This is a genomic window from Kitasatospora sp. NPDC059648 (genome assembly GCF_042734825.1).
Lineage (GTDB): Bacteria > Actinomycetota > Actinomycetes > Streptomycetales > Streptomycetaceae > Kitasatospora.
This window is the reverse complement of sequence record NZ_JBHWDU010000083.1, coordinates 20,146-37,918: the sequence shown is the minus strand read 5'-3', so window position 1 is coordinate 37,918 and position 17,773 is coordinate 20,146. Positions and strand designations below refer to the sequence as shown.

The window sequence follows — 17,773 nt, the reverse complement described above, 5'->3', positions numbered from 1 at the left end:
CCGGCACCGTCGGCGCCCGGTCGGCCGCGGTCCGGCCACCACCGCCGGCGGCCGGGCGCCGGCCTGCTACACCACCGAGAACCCCCCAAAGTCGGACCGGCCGACTTCTCGCGCACTCGGCACACGCCCTACAGGCCCCCGGCCACCCGGAGGATCGCCCCGGTCGCGTACGAGGCGTCCGCGGAGAGCAACCAGGAGACGGCGGCGGCGATCTCCTCGGGCTGGCCGGCCCGCCCCAGCGGGATGGCGGAGGCCACCTTGGCCGGGCGTTCGGGGTCCTGGTGGAAGTCGGTCCAGACGGTACCGGGGGCGACGCAGTTGACCCGGATGCCGTCGGCGGCGACCTCCTTCGACAGCCCCACCGTCATGGCGTCCACGGCGGCCTTGGCGGCGGCGTAGTGGACGTACTGCCCGGGGCTGCCGAGCGTGGCCGCGGCCGAGGAGACGTTGACGATCGCCCCGCCGCGCCCCGCCATCTCCCGGATCGCGCGCCGGGCGCAGAGGAGGTAGCCGAGGACGTTGACGTCGAGCGCCCGGCGGATGCCCGCGGCGTCGGCCTCGGCCAGTCGGCCGACCGGGCCGCCCGTCCCGGCGTTGTTCACCAGCGCGGTCAAGGGACCGAGTTCGGCGGCCCGGTCGAAGAGGCGCTCGACGTCCGCCTCGTCCGCGGTGTCCGCACGGACGGTGACGCACCGGCGGCCCGCCTGCCGGACCCGTTCGGCGACCGACTCCGCCGCGGAGCCGTCGGAGCGGTAGCCGAGGACGAGGTCGTGGCCCTCGTTCGCGAGGCGGGCGCAGACGGCCGCGCCGATCCCGCGGCTGCCGCCGGTGACCACCGTCACCAGTCGTTCCTCCATCTCAACCTCCTGATGTCGTGGGCGAGCCGGGGACGGTCGCCTCGGCGACCGGCCCTCCTGCTCCGGCCGGGCCGAAGCGCTCCCGGTACTCGCCGGGGGCGATCCCCAGGCGGCGCCGGAACACCCGGCGCAGGGTCTCGGCGGTGCCGAAGCCGAGGCGCCGGGCGATTGCGGCCACCGGCTCGTCGGCCTCGGTGAGCGCCCGCCGGGCCGCCTCGACCCGGACGCGCTCGACGTAGGCCGCCGGCCCCACGCCGATCTCCGCGGTGAAGCGGCGCTGCAGGTGGCGCGGGCTCAGACCGGCGAGGTCGGCCAGCGCGGCGACGGAGTGCCGGGCCCCGGGATCCTCCTGGACGGCCCGTACGGCCTTGCGGATCGGGTCGCTGCTCGGCTGCGCCGACCACAGCGGCACGCTGAACTGCGACTGGTTGCCCGGCCGCCGCAGGTACAGCACCATCTCGCGGGCGGCGGCCAGCGCGATCTCCGGGCCGTGGTCGTCCTCGACCAGGGCGAGCGCGAGGTCCATGCCCGCGCTGACCCCGGCCGAGGTCCAGACCGGACCGTCCCGGATGAAGATCGGGTCGCAGTCGACCGTCAACTCCGGGTGTTGATCGAGAAGTTGCCGTTCGCGCGCCCAGTGGGTGGTGACCCTCCGCCCGGTCAGGAACCCGGTGGCGGCGAGCAGCAGCGCCCCGCTGCACACCGACGCGACCCGCCTCGACCCGGCCGCCGCGGCGGCGATCCAGGCGACCAGCGCGGGATCGCGGCACGCGTCGCTCACCCCCGGTCCGCCCACCACCACGAGGGTGTCCAGCCCTTCGGGGTCGAGGTCGCCGATCCCGTGCTCGGCGACCATCGGCAGGCCGCTGGAGGACCGTACCGGACCGGCTCCGGGCGCCACCACCCGGCATTCGTAACCACCGGCCGCCTGCTGTGCGTAATGGAACACCGAATGCGGGCCGACCAGGTCGACCGCCTGGAACCCCTCGTACACCACGAACACCACCCGACGCATGCCAGCAGGCTGCCTGACCTGCGCGAAAGGCGTCAACGACGGGCACCCCACAGATCGCGCCACACAGGCCCCCGAGTCCGTCCTCGGGCTCCCGACCGGAAGCCGTGGTTCGACCGCGGCACCGACACCGTCCGCTTCCGGGCGCACAGCCCGTGGGGACGGGCCCGGGTCCCGCACCTGCGCGAGAAGTCGGACCGGCCGACTTCTCGCGCCCCATGCGTCAGCGGCCGACTTCGCGCAGGCGGAAGTCCTCCACCGTCTCACGCCGGATCAGCAGGCGGGCGCGCCCGTCGCGCACCGCCGCCACCGCCGGGCGGCCGACCAGGTTGTAGCCGGAGGCCATGGACAGCTGGTACGCGCCGGCGGCCGGTACGGCCAGCAGGTCGCCCGGGCGCAGGTCGGCGGGCAGCACCGCGTCGCGCACCAGCACGTCCCCGGCCTCGCAGTGGCGGCCGACCACGTCGACCCGCATCGCGCCCGCGTCCGAGCGCCGCCCCACCAGCCGCACGCTGTACTCCGATCCGTACAGGGCCGGGCGCGGGTTGTCGCTCATCCCGCCGTCCACCGCGGCGAAGCGGTGGCCGTCGGCGCCGTGCTTGACGGACAGCACCCGGTAGACCGCCACCCCGGCCGGTCCGGCGATGGCACGGCCGGGCTCGACGATCAGTCGCGGCACTTCCAGGTCCGCCTCGGCGCAGCGCACCGCCAGGCGGTCCGTCACCCGGACGGCGAACTCGGCGAGGTCCAACTCCCCGGCGCCGGGCAGGTAGCGGATCCCGTGCCCGCCGCCGAGGTCCAGCTCGGGCAGCTCGACACCGTGCCGCTCGCGCACCTGGGCCAGCAGCCGCACCAGCGCGTCCACCGCCCCCAGGTACGGTCCCACGTCGGTGATCTGCGAGCCCAGGTGGCAGTGCAGCCCGGCCAGTTCCAACCCGGGCTGGTCGAGCGCCCGGGCGATCGCGTCCGCCGCGTCGCCGCCCTCGATCGCGAAGCCGAACTTCTGCCCGCCGACCCCGGTCCGCACCGCCGCATGGTGTCCGGCGGCGATCCCGGGGACGACCCGGACCAGCACCTTCTGCGGGGTGTCGGCGGCGACCAGCGCCGCCAGTCGGGCGATCTCCGCCGGGCCGTCGATCACGATCCGCCCGACCCTCAGCCGGCGCGCCAGTCGCAGCTCCTCCGGGGACTTGGCGTTGCCGTGCAGCAGGATGCGCTGTGCCGGGAAGCCCGCCGAGACCGCCAGCCACAGTTCGCCGGAGGAGCAGACGTCCAGGCCGAGCCCCTCCTCCGCGACCCAGTCGGCCATCGCGCTGCACAGGAAGGCCTTGGCCGCGTACAGCACTTCGGCGTGCGGCAGTGCCCGCCGGTAGGCCCGCGCACGGCTGCGCACCTCGCCCTCGTCCAGCACGTACAGCGGGGTGCCGAACCGCTCGGCCGCCTCCGCCAGCCCCACCCCGCCGACCAGCAGGTCGGCTCCCGGGCCGGGCCGCGCCGAGGCCGGCCAGGGGCCCGCCGAGCGCCTCGGCGGAGGCGGCGGCGCGGTCGGCGGCGGGTTCGGCGGCGGGTTCGGCGGCGTCAGAGGGCGCGATGAGCTGGGTCATGGTGGCACTCCTCCGGGTCAGTCTTCGAACTGCATCGCGATGCGGCAGCTCGCCGCACGGCCACGGTCGTGGACGGGGGCCGGCTCCACGGTCCGTACCACGGCCTCCGGTTGCTCGGCCGGACTGTGGTCGACGAGCCGGACGACCCGGCGTAGCGGAGGCTCGACGGCGAGGGCGGTGTCGTTCACGGTGAGGATCCCTTCGGACGGCGTTCCGGACTCCTCCAGTGGAAACCCTCCGCACACCGACCGCACCCGCCCTTGACACAGGCCGTACGCCCCGGCCGCCGTCCTTGACGCCCTCCTGACACGGCCACGGAACAGTCGTTCGAGCCGATCGCGCACACCTGCGCGCGTGTCAGGGGGCCGTCAAGATGCGTGTGACCGGCGTCATGGTGGTGACAGCGCCGGTACGGACGAGGTGGTTCCGGGGTTCACTGGAGGCATCCGGAGCAAGGAGCACCCGCCCGGCAGAACTCGACCGGAGTGAGCTACCGGAGAGACGGAGGCGAACGGCCATGACCGGGACCACCACCGCGAACACCACCGGGGGCAGCAGCGGATCCGCCCGGGTGATCGTCGGTCTGAGCGGATCACTGAGCAGCCTGGCCGCCCTGTACCACTCCGTCGGCGAGGCGGCCAGGCAGGCGGCCGTGCTCGTCCCCGTCGCCGCCTGGACGGCGGGCGACCGGGACGGGCCGCGCCCACTGTCCGAACTGGAGCACGCCGCCCGGCGGCGCCTGGACGTCGCCTTCGAGCAGGCCTACGGCGGCTACCCGTCCGGCCTGGTCATCCGCCCGATGGTGGTGAACTCCGAGCCCGGCCCCGCCCTGGTCGCCGCCGTTACCGGCCCTGACGACCTGCTCGTCCTCGGCGCCGCCACCCGGCGTCGCTTCGACCGGCTGCGCGGCCCGTCGGTGGCCCGGTACTGCCGGCACCGGGCGGGCTGCCGCGTGGTCGAGGTCTCGCCGTCGGCCCTGCTGACCCGGCTGGAGCTGCCCGCCCGTACGGGGGCACCGCTGCCGTTGCTCGCCCGGTAGACGGAGGTCACGCCGGGTCCGGCAGGTGCGCGCTGAGCCAGCCGAGCGAGGGCGGGACCAGCCGGTCCCAGGTGGTGAAGTTGTGGCCGCCGGTGTCCACCGTCGCCTGGGCCACCACCAGCGGCGGCCGGGCCTTCGCCGCGAAGGCGGAGGAGTCGGCGTACGTGCCGCCGTCCTGCTTGCTGTCGGCGAGCAGCACCGAGAGCGCGGGCACCGGCAGGTGGGCCAGGCGCCAGTTCAGGTCGGCCTCGTTCCGGCGCTGCGGGCTGCCGCCGAAGAGGTCGCCGGTGGTCGCGTCCTCCGCCGCCTTGAAGTAGCCGGACAGCGAGACCGCGGCCCGGAAGGTGGCCGGGTGCTCCATGCCGAGCTTGACCGCGCAGTAGCCGCCGGTGGAGTCGCCCATGACGCCGAGGCTGCCCGCGCCGCCCAGCACCCGGTAGGTGGCCCGCAGGTCGGCGGGCACGTCGGTGGTGAAGTAGCTCTGCGCCTGCGGCCCGTGCGGGACGTCCTCGCACTCGCTGTCCCGGGGCATGCTGGGCGAGGGCCGCATCAGGACCAGGACGGTCGGCTTCATCGCGCCCGTGCGCAGCAGGTCGAGCTCGGTGGCCGGGTAGCGCAGCTTGGTGACCAGGTTGGTGGCGTCCCCGGGGAAGCCGGTCATCACCAGGACGGCGGGGAAGTGCTTGCCCTCGTTGCCGGGCTGGAAGTACTGCGGCGGCAGGTAGACGTAGCCGTCGGTGCTCAGGCCGGTGGTGCCGCCGGGCAGCCGGACCCTGTCGAGCCGGCCGGTCCGGGCCGGGTCCTGGCCGGCCCGGCCGGCGCCGGTGATCTCGGCCGTGCCGAGCACCCGCACCCCGGCCGGACCGCTGCTCGGGATGGCCGCCCCCGGGTTCCCGCCGGCACCGGGACTCCTGCCCGTGTCCGGATTCCCGCCCCCGCCCTGGATCACGCCGATGCTGTGCTCGTGCCCGAGCAGGTCGGACCAGCTGCTGTAGAAGACGAAGTAGTCGTTGACGGCCAGCCCGAGCACGGCGAGCAGTGACAGCTGGGTGACGGCGATGGTGCCGAGCCGCAGGAACACCGCGGGCCAGCTGCGGACGGCGAGCCTGGGCCAGACCCAGAGCGTGCCGAGCACCGTGAACACCGCGAGCAGTGCCGTCAGCGCCAGCAGCTTGTGACTGGTGAGTCCCATCGGTTCCGGCCTCCCCTACCACTGTGGACCACCGGCCGGGGAGGCCGCTCACCTCACTCACCGTAGCCGCCGGTCGGCCAGCGCCTGCCACACCCGGTCGCGCAGGAACGGCGGGCCGGTGAAGCGGATGCCGGTGGCGTCGCGCAGCGAACGCCCGGCAGCACTGCTCGACCAGCGGCGCGGCCGTCCGGCCGGCGGTCCGCGCGTACCGGGAGAGCTGGGCGACGGTGCAGGTCGCGACGATCTCCAGGCCGCCGTCCGGGGTGGGGACGAGCGGCTCCCAGCCCACCCGGCCGAGGTCGATCAGCCGGCGGATGTGCGGCTGCGGTTCGGAGAGGCGGTACGTCCCGCCGCCGAGGCGGGCGTCGCCGGGCCGCCAGGCGCCGCCGAGCCGGGCGTCCCGTATCTCGGCCACCGTGTTCAGATCCATGTCTTGCCCACCGTCCCCGGCGGGTCTCGTTCGTTCGGTAGGGCGATTGAAGCGCCCGACGGGTGGGCGTCACGAGTGGGTCCGGACACCATTCGCACCGGCCGGTTGCTGGTGGATCCTCCAGGACGTCCATGGACCCGAATCCTCCGTACGCCAACTTCGACACGGCTGTCGAAGTTGACATGGCCGGGTTATGCTGTCGACGACCCCGAAGGTGGAATTCGGCCCCCGTTCACGGAACTCCCGCACTTGGTTGAGTTTTTGACGGATCGTCAACCCGGTGCGAGGGCCTTCACCGTCCGGCCCGTCCCAGCGTGCCCCTGTCCGCCCGCCGCCGTTGTACGGAAGGTGAGTCGCCGCGCCCGCCCCCGCCCCCCGGCACCCCCGCCGAGGAAGAGGTTTCCCATGACGACGTCCCGGCTCTTCCCGCCTGCCGGCCGGACGGCGGTGCTGCTCACCGTCCTCGGCCTGCTCGTCCTGGAGGAGGTCGCCCTCGGCCTCGCCGAGGAGGAGGACCGCCCGGTCATCGGCGGCGCCCTGATCGGCGTCTCCTGTTCCGGGCTCCTGGTCGTCGGAGCGGTCCTGTTCGGCCGCTGGCTCGACGCCCGCCGCCCGCTCCCGCTGCCCCCGCCCGGCCCCAACGGCCGCGAGTACAGCGCCCGCGCCCTGGAGGGCTTCCCGATGGAGGCCGTCCGCCCTCTGCTGCTCGCCGAACACGCGCCCCAGCTGGGGCAGTTGTACTCGGCCTGGATGCTCGCCAGGACGGGCCGCCCGGCCGCCTGGATCGCCCGCCGGCTCGGCCTCCCGCTCGACGCCGTCCAACTGCTGGTCGACGCCGCCCGGCCGAACGCCGACACCCGGTAGCCGGTGCGACGGCTCCGGCCCCGGAACCGCGACGCGCGCTTCCGGGGCCGGAGTTCGGGTGTCGGGTCAGCTCTCCCGGGCCGAGGCGTCGTCGATCAGGAACGCGGTGCCCGGAGTCGTCCCGGTCTCGTGCGAGACCAGCTTGAGGCCGATGGTGGTCCCCCAGCCGACCTGCCCGATGAACGGGGAGAGGTCCACCGCCTGGTACTGGTAGCCGCCGGTGGCGTTCTGGCTGGTCCAGGTCTTCACCGTGCCGAGCGGCCGGCCGGTGTACTGGTCGATCGCCACCAGCGACAGCGTGTCGGGCGCGGCGGCCGAGGTGTTGGTCGACTCGGTGTCGAGCCAGAAGGAGAAGGTCGCCCGGCCGTAGCCCGGGTAGGTGTTCAGGTAGGTGGTGATGGAGTCGTCCGTTCCGGTGTTCTGGCCGAGCCAGGCGTACCAGGAGCCCGAGTGCGGCGCGTGCAGGCTGGACGGGGTGATGATGTTGTACCCCGACGGGCCCCAGGAGTCCGTCATCACCGTGTGGTTGACGTCCGCCGAGCCGTTCTCGAAGCCGGGGTCGATGAGCTGCTCGATCCCGCCGCAGCCCGTTCCGCCGCCCGCGCCGACGCTCTCCCAGAAGCCGGTGGAGGCGCTCTTGCCCGCCGGGTCCGTCGCCGTCACGTTGATCCGCTGGTAGCCGTTGGTGGCGGCCGCGGTGCCGGAGATCACCCCGCTCCTCGCGTCGATCGCCAGGCCCTGCGGCAGCCCGGTGGCGGAGTAGGTGAGGGCCGAACCGGTGCTGGACACGCCCACCGCCGGGATCGACAACGGCTGCCCGGCCCTGTCGGTCCGGTCGCACATCGTGCTCACCGACACCGGCGGGGCGGCCACCACCGGGTCGGACGCCATGCACAGGTGGTCGGCGTTGGACCACAGGGTCTGCAGCGGGAAGCTGCCCGTCGCCAGGTCCTCGAAGAACAGCCCGCCGTTGGAACCCTTGGGGATCCAGGCGCACTTGTCGCCGATCTCCTGGCCGGTGGCGTCCGTCCATCCGCCGGGGGTGTTCGGGTCGGTCACCGTCTCCGCGTACTCGTGGCCGCCGATGATCCCGTAGCCGTCCAGCCGGCCCCTCGGAGTGTTCTCACCGAACCAGTTGGTGCCGCAGCCGGCCACGTCCGTCAGGTACGGCATGTTGGTGTAGGCGAGCTGGCCGTACGGCGAGCGCTGGAAGTCGTGCCAGGCGCAGTACCCGAGCTCCTTCCACTTGTCCGGGTCGGTGCCCTGCGGCGAGTCGATGACGTACTGGACGTTGCGGTTCTGCGCCTCGGTCAGGTTGCCGAAGTGCTTGGCGGCGGCCAGCGCCTCGGCACCGAGTTCCGGCTCGGTCGCGGCCTGCGGAGCGGGGGCGCCGTTGTCCACCCAGACGCCCGCGAGCACGCTGCCCTGCTGCGGGTACGGGATGTGCGCGGAACCGGCCGGACACTGGATGGAACCGGCGGCTATGCCCTCGCAGTACTGGGTCAGGACGGCGCTCCAGCCGTCGCCGGAGCTGCCGAGGCCCTTGAAGAAGTCCTGCTGGTACGGGGCGGCCTGGTCCGGGTCGCCGCTCACCACGGTGTCGCCGGACGCGTTGGTGGAGGGAGTCCCCCACTGGGAGCCCCAGAGCACCAGGTAGACCTTGGGCGGGCCGATCACCACGCCGGTCGACTCCTGGCCGCCCTTGTAGGTGACCTGGAGGTCGTACTGGTTCGCGACCGAGCCGTCCCCGTCCTTGCCGCCGGTGCCCGGGTCGGCGCCGTCCACCAGCTGGGGCGTCTTCTCGGCGCCGCCGTTCGCAGCGCCGCCGTTCGCTGCGGCGACCGGACCGGTCCTGGCCGCCTTGGCCCGGCGCGGCCCGGACTTCTGCGGGGCTGCGGCGGTCTTCGGGGTGCCCGGCTGGACGGCGACGGTGGCGGCCCGAGTCGGGTGGGAGTCGGCCATCGCGGACAGCGGGCTGCTGAGCGCGGCACCGGCCAGGGCGGCCGCGAGCGCCACCAGGGCGGTGCGCGGGGCGCGTCGGGAGGTGCGGGATCGGAATCTGAACACGGGTCGGGTTCCGTCTCTCGTGACATGGGGGAAGGGTGCACGGTCTGCGGTACGCGTACGGAGCTGACAGCTCGTCAACCGGATGCGGCGGGGGATGGGAACCGGATCTCGCCGGGACCGCTGTGCAATGCGCCATATGATATTTCACTGACTGGCGCACACAAGGCCCCTCCTGCAACGGGAAGCGGATTTTAACTGCCCCTTACCCGACCGGGCTCCGCCCCGGCACGCCGCACCCCGACGCTCGTCCTCACACCTGACGCACGGTCGCCTGCGCCACCAGGAACGGCACCAGCCCGCGCTCCGCCAGCGCCGACCGCCAGGCGTCCCGCGCCTGCACCAAGTCCCCCGGGCCGTCCGCCTCCCCGTCAGCCGACCCCTTCCCCCGAGCCGCCGCCCCGAACAGGCCCGCCCCGCCCACCAGCAGGGACACCGCCCCCACCCCGGCCGCCACCCAGCCGGCCGCCACCAGGGCGCTGCCCAGCACGTAGCCGAGCAGCAGGAAGACCACCGCCGCCGCCACCGCGACGATCGGCACGATCACCGCCAGCACCCCCCACCACCCCGACGCCCGCTCCCGCTCCGGCGCGTCCACCGGCAGCCGCGCCTGCGCATCGGCGTCCGCCCGCAACAGCGCGTACCGCTCGTACTCCGGCGCCGCCGCGGCCAGCACGTACGCGGCGTTCTCCCGCGCCGTCCGCCGCAAGCGCTCCACCCCCCGCGCCTCGTCCCCGCTCTCCCGCAACGCCGCCCGCACCTGCGGCGCTGCCAACGCCCTCCCGAGCTCCGTCTCGAAGTCGGCCCGGTCCTGCTGCGGCATTCGAAGCGGCCTGTCCATGCTGTTCCCCCGTTGTGTCGTCCATGTAGTTCTACAGAACTGTAGAACAAGCGGCCGAAGGGAGACAGTCCTGTTCACCGGTGGAACCGCCGAAGAGCGCGGCGGCCCGGCCGGGAGGCCGGGCCGCTCGCTTCACCGGCGCCGTAGCCAGACCGTCCAGGTCAGTGCCGAGCACAGCAGGTAGGCCGCCAGGAAGCCGAGGTAGGCAGGGTCGCCGTTGTGGCCGGCCTGGAACGACTGACGGAAGGCCAGGTTCACCAGGACGCCGCCGAAGGCGCCGATCGCGCCCGCCAGGCCGATCAGGGCGGAGGTCCGGCGTCGGGAGCCGGCCTCGGCGGCCGCCGGGTCCGCGCCGGCGGCGATCGCCGCGTGGGCGAGGGCCTGGTAGTGGGCCGGGATCATCTTGTAGGTCGAGCCGTTGCCGATCCCGCTGAGCACGAAGAGTGCGGTGAACCCGCCGAGGAACAGCGGCAGCGAGCCCGTCCGGGAGGCGGCGAGCACCACCGCCGTGCCGGCGCCCATGGCGGCGAAGGTCGCGAGCGTCACCCGGGCGCCGCCGTACCGGTCCGCGAGGCGGCCGCCGACCGGGCGCAGGAGCGAGCCGAGGAGCGGGCCGAGGAAGGTGAGGGCGGCCGCCTTGACGGGGGTGTCGAAGCGGTCGTGGAACTGCACCTGGAGCACCTGGCCGAAGGCGAAGCCGAAGCCGATGAAGGAGCCGAAGGTGCCGATGTAGAGGGTGGAGACGGCCCAGCCGTACGGGTCCCGGGCGACCTCGCGCAGCGCGCGGCCCTCGCCACTGGGGGCCACCGGAAGGTTGTCCATCCGCCACCGGGCACCGGCCGCCGCGAGCACGATCAGCGGAAGGTAGACCAGCGGCAGCAGCCGGGGGTGGGCGGCGCCCGCGGTGGCCAGCACCAGCAGGCCGAGGAGTTGGACGGCCGGGACGCCGAGGTTGCCGCCGCCCGCGTTGACGCCCAGCGCCCAGCCCTTGAGCCGGTGCGGGTAGAAGGCGTTGATGTTGGCCATCGAGGAGGCGAAGTTGCCGCCGCCGACCCCGGCCGCGCAGGCCACCGCGAGGAGGGTGCCGTACGGGACGCCGGGCTCCAGCACCAGGGCGGCGAGCGCCGTGGGCACGAGCAGCAGCAGGGCGCTGACCACCGTCCAGGTGCGGCCGCCGAAGCGGGCGACGGCGAAGGTGTACGGCAGCCTCAGCAGGGCGCCGAGCGCGGTCGGCAGGGCGGTGAGGGTGAACTTGCCCGCGGTGTCGATGTGGTACTCGGGCCCGAGGAAGAGGACCAGCACCGACCACAGGCTCCACACCGAGAAGCCGATGTGCTCGGACAGGACGGAGAGGACCAGGTTGCGCCGGGCGATCCGGGCGCCGTCGCGCGCCCAGAACTCCTCGTCCTCCGGGTCCCAGCCGGCCAGCGGGGAGGCCGGTCCGGCCTCGACGGCGGTGGTCATGCCGCCGCCTCCGCGTCCAGGGCCCGGACCGGCCAGCGGCGCAGTACGGCGGGGGCGCCGTCGGGGGCGGTGTCCTCGTCCAGGCAGCGCCCGTCGGTGAGGTCGTACACCTGCTTGTACATCGGCGAGATGAGGGTCGGCCGGTCGCCGCGGCTGCCGAGCAGGCCGCGGGAGAGGACGGGGGCGCCGCTGAAGGGGTCGAGGTTGTCGACGGCGTACAGCCGCCCGGAGCTGTCGCGGAACAGCGCGACCTGGCCGGCTTCCGGGAGCAGCACCGCGACGCCGCGGCCGGGTTGGAGGTCGGAGAGGGCGCAGACGGTCTGCCAGCGGTCGCCGTCATGGATCTGTACGGTCACGGGGTGAGCACCTCCGGTCGGGCCCCGGCGACCGGCACCGGGGCGTTGAGGGTGCGGCCGGCCTCGCCGGGGCGGGCGGGGCGGATCTGGCCGCGTTCGGGGACGAAGGTCACGGCGGGGTCGGGAGTGCCGGGGGCGTTGACGAAGGAGGCGAAGCGGCGCATCCGGTCGGGATCGGCCAGGGTTTCGGCCCATTCGTCCCGGTAGCCGCCGATGTGACGTGCCATCAGTTCGTCCAGCTCCGCGGCGATGCCGAGCGAGTCGTCGAGGACGACGGCCCGCAGGTGGTCGAGCCCGCCCTCCAGCCGCTCCAGCCAGACCGAGGTGCGTTCCAGCCGGTCGGCGGTGCGGATGTAGAACATCAGGTAGCGGTCGATGGTGCGGATGAGGGTGTCGCGGTTGAGGTCGGCGGCGAGCAGGTCGGCGTGGCGCGGGGTCGTGCCGCCGTTGCCGCCGACGTAGAGGTTCCAGCCGGCCGAGGTGGCGATGATGCCGAAGTCCTTGCTCTGCGCCTCGGCGCACTCGCGGGCGCAGCCGGAGACGGCGGCCTTGAGCTTGTGCGGGGAGCGCAACCCCCGGTAGCGCAGTTCGAGTTCGATGGCGAGGGTGGTGGAGTCCTGGACGCCGAAGCGGCACCAGGTCTCGCCGACGCAGGACTTCACGGTGCGCAGCGACTTGCCGTAGGCGTGCCCGGACTCGAATCCGGCGTCGACCAACTTGCGCCAGATCACCGGGAGCTGGTCGACGGTGGCGCCGAACATGTCGATCCGCTGACCGCCGGTGATCTTGGTGTAGAGGCCGTGGTCGCGGGCGATCTCGCCGATGGCGATCAGCCCCTCGGGGGTGATCTCACCGCCGGGCACCCGGGGGACGACCGAGTAGGAGCCGTTGCGCTGGAGGTTGGCGAGGAAGTGGTCGTTGGAGTCCTGCAGGGCGCCCTGTTCGCCGTCCAGGATGTGGCCGTTGCCGAGGCTGGCCAGGATGGAGGCGACGGTCGGCTTGCAGATCTCGCAGCCCTCGCCGCCGGTGCCGTGCGCTGCGAGCAGTTCGGAGAAGCTCGCCAGCCCCGTCACCCGGACGATCTCGTACAACTCGGCGCGGCTGTGGGCGAAGTGCTCGCACAGGCCCTGGACGGTGGAGACCCCGGCGGCCTCCAGCTCCTCCTTGACGACGGTGCCGAGCTGCTTGAGGCAGCTGCCGCAGCCGGTGCCGGCCCGGGTGCACTTCTTGACGGCGGTGACGCTGTCGGCGCCCTGCTCGCGCACGGCGGCCCGCACCGCGCCCTGGGTGACGTTGTGGCAGGAGCAGAGCACCGCCTCGTCGGGCAGCGCGACCGGCCCCGCGCTGCCCGCGAATCCGGCCGGCAGCACCAGCTGTTCGGGCGCGACGGTCAGCGGCTTCCCGGCGACGGCCAGCGGGCGCAGGGCGCCGTAGCCCTCGGTGTCGCCGACCAGGACGCCGCCGAGCAGCGCGCCGTCGGCACCGATCACCAGCTTGCGGTAGACGCCGCTGCGGCTGTCGCTGTACAGCACGTCGAGCGCGCCCTCGGCGCTGCCGTGCGGGTCGCCGAAGCTCGCGACGTCGACGCCGAGCAGCTTGAGCTCGGTGGACGTGTCCGCACCCGTGAAGCCCGTCCCCTGCTGCTCCGCGACGGTGCGGGCGGCCGTCTCGGCCATCTGGTACCCGGGGGCGACCAGCCCGTAGACCCGCCCGTCGGCGGCCTCGGCGCACTCGCCGATGGCCAGCACCGCCGGGTCCTCGGTGCGGCAGTGGGCATCGACGACGATGCCGCCGCGCTGGCCGACCGGCAGTCCGCAGTCCCGGGCGAGCTGGTCGCGGGCGCGCACCCCGGCGGAGAAGACCACCAGGTCGGCGGGCAGCTCCCGCCCGTCCGAGAGGGCGAGGCCGCGGACCCGGCCGTCCGGGCCGGTGAGCACGCCGCTGGCACCCGCGCCGGTGTGGACGGTGACGCCGAGCGCCTCGATCCTGCGGCGCAGCGCGGCGCCGCCGCCGTCGTCCACCTGGACGGCCATCAGCCGGGGCGCGAACTCGACCACGTGGGTGGACAGGCCCCCGGCCCGCAGCGCGCCGGCCGCCTCCAGGCCGAGCAGCCCGCCGCCGACCACCACGCCGGTACGGGCGGTGGCGGCCCCGGCTCGGATGGCGTCGACGTCCTCGATGGTGCGGTAGACGTGGCAGCCGGGCGCGTCCGTCCCGGGCACCGGCGGCACGAAGGGCACCGAGCCGGTGGCCAGTACCAGGACGTCGTACCGGACTTCGGCACCGGACCGGGTGGTGACGGTCCGCCCGGCCCGGTCGATCGCGCTCACCGGGTCGCCCAGGCGCAGGTCGATGCCGTGCTCGGCGAGGAAGCCGGACGGGCAGAGCGCGAGGTCCTCCGGCGTGCTGCCGGAGAACAGCGAGCTGAGGTGGACCCGGTCGTAGGCGGGCCGGGGCTCCTCGGCGAGCACGGTGACCCGCCAGCCGCGGGCGGCCGGCTGCTCGCTCCACGCCTCCAGGAAGCGCTGGCCGACCATGCCGTGGCCGACCAGGACGAGGTCGCGGACGGTGCGGTCGTCTGCCGTCGTCCCAGTACTTCCGGTCATCGGGCCTCTCCAGTCATCGCAGTTCCTCGGGTGAGCAGGTGCAGGGGGTGGCCGGCGAGGGCGCCGCCGTCGGCGAAGGCGCCGGCCAGCGCGTCCACGGTGGCCAGGTCGCCGAGCAGGATGGCGCCGACCAGCTGGTCGCCGCGCAGGACGAGCTTCTTGTAGCTGCCGCGGGTGGCGTCGGTGAGCCGCAGCACGTCGAGGCCGGGGTCGAGGTTCTCGTCGACGGCGCCGAAGGCCGCGTACTCCAGGTCGCCGGTGCTGAGCCGGGCGCGCGGGCTGGTGCCGGGGTAGCGGGCGTCGGGTTCGGCACCGGAGAGGCGGCGGGCCAGCACGTCGGCCTGGTCCCAGGCGGGGCCCGCGAGGCCGTGGACGGTGCCGCGGTGCTCGGCGCAGTCGCCGATGGCGGCGACGTGCGGGGCTGCGGCCAGCCGGTCGTCCACCAGGATCCCGGTGGCGACGGGCAGTCCGGCGGCGTGGGCGAGCCCGGTGCGCGGACGGGTGCCGCAGGCGAGGACGACCAGGTCGCAGTCCAGCCGGTAGCCGCTGGCCAGCTCCACCGATCCGACGCTCCCCCGGCCCCCGGCCGGGGGGACCCCCGTGCCGCCGTGCACGGCCCGGGCGCGGTTGCCGGTGTAGCAGTCGACGCCGAGCGCCTGGAGGCGTTCGCGCAGCACGGCGGCCGCCTCCCCGTCGAGCTGGCGTTCGATCAGATGCGGCGCCTGGTGGACGATCTCGGTGCGGACGCCGAGCGCCGCCAGCGCCCGGGCGGCGCTCACACCGAGCACCCCGCCGCCGATCACCACCGCCCGCTTCGCCCCGACGGCCTCCTCGGCGAGCCGGGCGCAGTCCTCCAGGGTGCGCAGCGTGTGCACGCCCTCGGCCAGCCCGTACCCGTCGGGGCGGCGCAGCCCGCGCACCGGCGGGAGCACCGGGTTGGCGCCGGTGGCGAGCACCAGTTCGTCCCAGGGCTCCACGGTGCCGTCGGCCAGCCCCAGGGTGCGGGCCGCCAGGTCGAGGGCGACCACCTCGCAGCCGGGCCGGGCCGAGGCCCCGCCGAGCGGCAGCGCGATCGACTCCGCGTCGTAGCGGCCGGTCAGCACCTCGGCGAGCAGCACCCGGTTGTACGGGGCACGCGGCTCCGCGCCGTACACGGTCACCGCACCGGACCCGCCGAGGGCGGCGTACCGTTCGGCGAAGCGGGCGGCCGCCATGCCGCCGCCGACCACGGCGATCCTCATGTCGTCACCTCCAGGTGGGCGCGCTCCACCCGGACGGCGCAGAGCTTGAACTCCGGCATCCGGGAGACCGGGTCGAGCGCCGGGTTGGTGAGGCTGTTGGCACGGCCCGCGCCCGGCCAGTGGAAGGGCATGAACACGGTGTCCGGCCGGATGGCGTCGCTGATCCGCGCCGGGGCGACGGCCCGCCCGCGCCGGCTGGTGACGGCGAGGGGCTCGCCGTCCGCGACCCCGAGCCGCTCGGCCAGCCGCGGGTGCAGCTCGACGTACGGGCCGGGCGCGGCCGAGTTGAGCTCGGCGACCCGGCGGGTCTGCGCGCCGCTCTGGTACTGGGCGAGGACCCGACCGGTGGTCAGGTACAGCGGGTACGCGTCGTCCGGTTCCTCGGCGGCCGGGCGGTGGGTGACCTCCGCGAAGCGGGCCCGGCCGTCCGGGGTCGCGAAGCGGTCCAGGAACAGCCTCGGGGTGCCGGGGTGGTCCTCGGAGGGGCAGGGCCAGAACACCCCGTCCTCGGCGGCGATCCGCCGGTAGCTGATGCCCGCGTAGTCGGCGTCGCCGCCGGCCGAGGCGCGGCGCAGCTCGGCGAAGGCCTGCTCCGCCTCGACCGGGAAACCCTCCGGAACACCCAGCCGGGCGGCCAGTTCATGCAGCAGCCACAGCTCGCTGCGCACCCCCTCCGGCGGGTCGAGGGCGCGGCGGCGCAGGATCACCCGGCCCTCCAGGTTGGTGGTGGTGCCGTCCTCCTCGGCCCACTGGGTGACCGGCAGCACCACGTCGGCGAGCCGGGCCGTCTCGGAGAGGACGGGGTCGGCGACCACCAACAGGTCCAGCGCGCGCAGCCGTTCGGTGACGTGCCCGGCGTTGGGCGCGGAGACCGCCGGGTTGGAGCCGGCCAGCAGCAGCGCCCGGACGCCGCCGGGCCGCCCGAGGCCGTCCAGCAGCTCGTACGCGGACCGGCCCGGGCCGGGGATCGACTCCGGATCCACCCCCCAGACGGCGGCGACGTGCCGGCGCGCCGCCGGGTCCTCGATCGAGCGGTAGCCGGGCAGCTGGTCGGCCTTCTGGCCGTGCTCACGGCCGCCCTGGCCGTTTCCCTGGCCGGTCAGGCAGCCGTAACCGGCGTACGGGCGGCCCGCGTTGCCGGTGGCCAGGCACAGGTTGATCCAGGCGCCGACGGTGTCGGTGCCCTTGCTCTGCTGCTCGGGCCCGCGCGCGGTGAGCACCATGCCGGTGGCGGCCTCGCCGAACATCCTGGCCGCCCGGCGGAGTTGGTGGACGGGCACGCCCGTGATCCGCTCCACCCGGTCCGGCCAGTGGGCCATCGCCGACTCGCGGGCCTGCTGGAAGCCCGTGGTGCGCCGGTCGACGAACCCGCGGTCCACCAGACCGTCCGCGATCACCAGGTGGAGCAGCCCCAGGGCGAGCGCCAGGTCCCCTCCGGGGCGCGACTGGAGGTGCAGGTCCGCCAGCTCGGCGGTACGGGTGCGGCGCGGGTCGACCACGATCAGCCTGCCGCCGTTCTCCCGCAGTCCGCGGAAGTAGCGGACGGCCGGCGGCATCGTCTCGGCCGGGTTGCCGCCGACCAGGATCAGACAGCCGGTGTGCGGGATGTCGGCCAACGGGAACGGCAGGCCGCGGTCCAGGCCGAAGGCCCGGCGGTGCGCGGCGGCGGCCGAGGACATGCAGAACCGGCCGTTGTAGTCGATGTTGGCGGTGCCCAGCACGACCCGGGCGAACTTGCCCAGCAGGTAAGCCTTCTCGTTGGTCAGCCCGCCGCCGCCGAACACGCCCACCGCGTCCGCGCCGTGCTCGGCCCGGGTCCGGGCCAGTCCGGCGGCCACCCGCTCCAGCGCCTCCGGCCAGCTCGCCGAGCGCAGCGGGCCGCCGGGCCGGTCGCGCAGCAGCGGACCGGTCAGCCGGGCTCCCCGGGCCAGCAGCGCGGGCGCCGTCCGGCCCTTGCCGCACAGCGCGCCCCGGTTCACCGGGAACTCGGGGCGCTCCAGCACCTCGACGACCGCGTCCGCGCTCGCCCGGTCCGGGCCGGGCGACAGCCGCATCCCGCACTGCAGCGAGCAGTACGGGCAGTGGGTGTCGGTGGCCGCGGCGAGGGCGGCGGGGCTGGTCGGCGTCATGCCGAGAAAGGTCGCCGCCCGCTGTTTCACGATCGCTTCGCCCGTGTTGCGGCCGCGGTACACCTCGCTCACAC

14 protein-coding genes and 1 pseudogene are annotated in these 17,773 nt (G+C 74.6%); 2 read left to right on the top strand and 13 right to left on the bottom strand.

Annotation, left to right across the window (positions count from 1 at the left end; all coding sequences use genetic code 11):
* Window positions 1–128: 128 nt before the first annotated feature.
* The 4 genes from ACFV1W_RS32860 to ACFV1W_RS32845 all read right to left on the bottom strand — a co-directional run bounded on the left by ACFV1W_RS32860 (window position 129) and on the right by ACFV1W_RS32845 (window position 3,661).
* Window positions 129–857, bottom strand: coding sequence for an SDR family oxidoreductase (locus ACFV1W_RS32860; protein WP_380420908.1), 729 nt, complete (start codon window positions 855–857; stop codon window positions 129–131).
* Window position 858: 1 nt separating this feature from the next.
* On the bottom strand, window positions 859–1,872 hold the full coding sequence (locus tag ACFV1W_RS32855) for a GlxA family transcriptional regulator (protein WP_380420907.1): 1,014 nt from the start codon (window positions 1,870–1,872) through the stop codon (window positions 859–861).
* A 220-nt stretch (window positions 1,873–2,092) separates the two neighbouring features.
* Entirely contained in the window at window positions 2,093–3,451 is a 1,359-nt protein-coding gene (gene lysA, locus ACFV1W_RS32850) for a diaminopimelate decarboxylase (RefSeq protein ID WP_380420909.1), read from the bottom strand.
* 39 nt (window positions 3,452–3,490) lie between these two features.
* Window positions 3,491–3,661, bottom strand: a complete 171-nt coding sequence (locus tag ACFV1W_RS32845; protein WP_380420906.1) for a hypothetical protein — start codon at window positions 3,659–3,661, stop codon at window positions 3,491–3,493.
* Window positions 3,662–3,990: 329 nt separating this feature from the next.
* On the opposite strand from ACFV1W_RS32845, the gene ACFV1W_RS32840 reads away from it, so the two are divergent.
* Complete coding sequence (locus tag ACFV1W_RS32840) at window positions 3,991–4,512, top strand: universal stress protein (protein WP_380420905.1); 522 nt, start codon at window positions 3,991–3,993, stop codon at window positions 4,510–4,512.
* A gap of 7 nt (window positions 4,513–4,519) precedes the next feature.
* Here the strand turns inward: ACFV1W_RS32840 and ACFV1W_RS32835 are convergent, their stop codons facing one another.
* Both ACFV1W_RS32835 and ACFV1W_RS32830 read right to left on the bottom strand, forming a co-directional pair.
* Complete coding sequence (locus ACFV1W_RS32835; protein WP_380420904.1) at window positions 4,520–5,704, bottom strand: alpha/beta hydrolase; 1,185 nt, start codon at window positions 5,702–5,704, stop codon at window positions 4,520–4,522.
* Between the two features lie 142 nt (window positions 5,705–5,846).
* Window positions 5,847–6,134, bottom strand: a pseudogene (locus ACFV1W_RS32830) (FAD-binding molybdopterin dehydrogenase); the annotation flags it as partial.
* 405 nt (window positions 6,135–6,539) lie between these two features.
* Between ACFV1W_RS32830 and ACFV1W_RS32825 the strand changes: the two are divergent.
* Window positions 6,540–6,998 carry a hypothetical protein gene (locus tag ACFV1W_RS32825; RefSeq protein WP_380420903.1) on the top strand — a complete coding sequence of 153 codons (459 nt, stop codon included), beginning with the start codon at window positions 6,540–6,542 and terminating at the stop codon, window positions 6,996–6,998.
* Between the two features lie 66 nt (window positions 6,999–7,064).
* Here the strand turns inward: ACFV1W_RS32825 and ACFV1W_RS32820 are convergent, their stop codons facing one another.
* From ACFV1W_RS32820 to ACFV1W_RS32790, 7 genes are all read right to left on the bottom strand, one after another.
* Entirely contained in the window at window positions 7,065–9,065 is a 2,001-nt protein-coding gene (locus ACFV1W_RS32820) for a putative Ig domain-containing protein (RefSeq protein WP_380420902.1), read from the bottom strand.
* A 250-nt stretch (window positions 9,066–9,315) separates the two neighbouring features.
* Window positions 9,316–9,885, bottom strand: a complete 570-nt coding sequence (locus tag ACFV1W_RS32815; protein WP_380420901.1) for a hypothetical protein — start codon at window positions 9,883–9,885, stop codon at window positions 9,316–9,318.
* 150 nt (window positions 9,886–10,035) lie between these two features.
* Window positions 10,036–11,367 carry a nitrate/nitrite transporter gene (locus ACFV1W_RS32810; protein WP_380420900.1) on the bottom strand — a complete coding sequence of 444 codons (1,332 nt, stop codon included), beginning with the start codon at window positions 11,365–11,367 and terminating at the stop codon, window positions 10,036–10,038.
* Window positions 11,364–11,723 carry a nitrite reductase small subunit NirD gene (gene nirD / locus ACFV1W_RS32805; RefSeq protein WP_380420899.1) on the bottom strand — a complete coding sequence of 120 codons (360 nt, stop codon included), beginning with the start codon at window positions 11,721–11,723 and terminating at the stop codon, window positions 11,364–11,366. The genes ACFV1W_RS32810 and nirD overlap by 4 nt, the downstream gene beginning before the upstream one ends.
* The gene (nirB, locus tag ACFV1W_RS32800) at window positions 11,720–14,329 is read right to left on the bottom strand and encodes a nitrite reductase large subunit NirB (protein ID WP_380420898.1); all 2,610 of its coding nucleotides are present in this window, start codon (window positions 14,327–14,329) and stop codon (window positions 11,720–11,722) included. Before nirB ends, nirD begins: the two co-directional genes overlap by 4 nt.
* Window positions 14,326–15,570: an NAD(P)/FAD-dependent oxidoreductase gene (locus tag ACFV1W_RS32795; protein WP_380420897.1), complete on the bottom strand. Its 1,245-nt coding sequence runs from the start codon at window positions 15,568–15,570 to the stop codon at window positions 14,326–14,328. The genes nirB and ACFV1W_RS32795 overlap by 4 nt, the downstream gene beginning before the upstream one ends.
* On the bottom strand, window positions 15,567–17,699 hold the full coding sequence (locus ACFV1W_RS32790) for a molybdopterin oxidoreductase family protein (RefSeq protein WP_380420896.1): 2,133 nt from the start codon (window positions 17,697–17,699) through the stop codon (window positions 15,567–15,569). Before ACFV1W_RS32790 ends, ACFV1W_RS32795 begins: the two co-directional genes overlap by 4 nt.
* Window positions 17,700–17,773 lie beyond the last annotated feature (74 nt).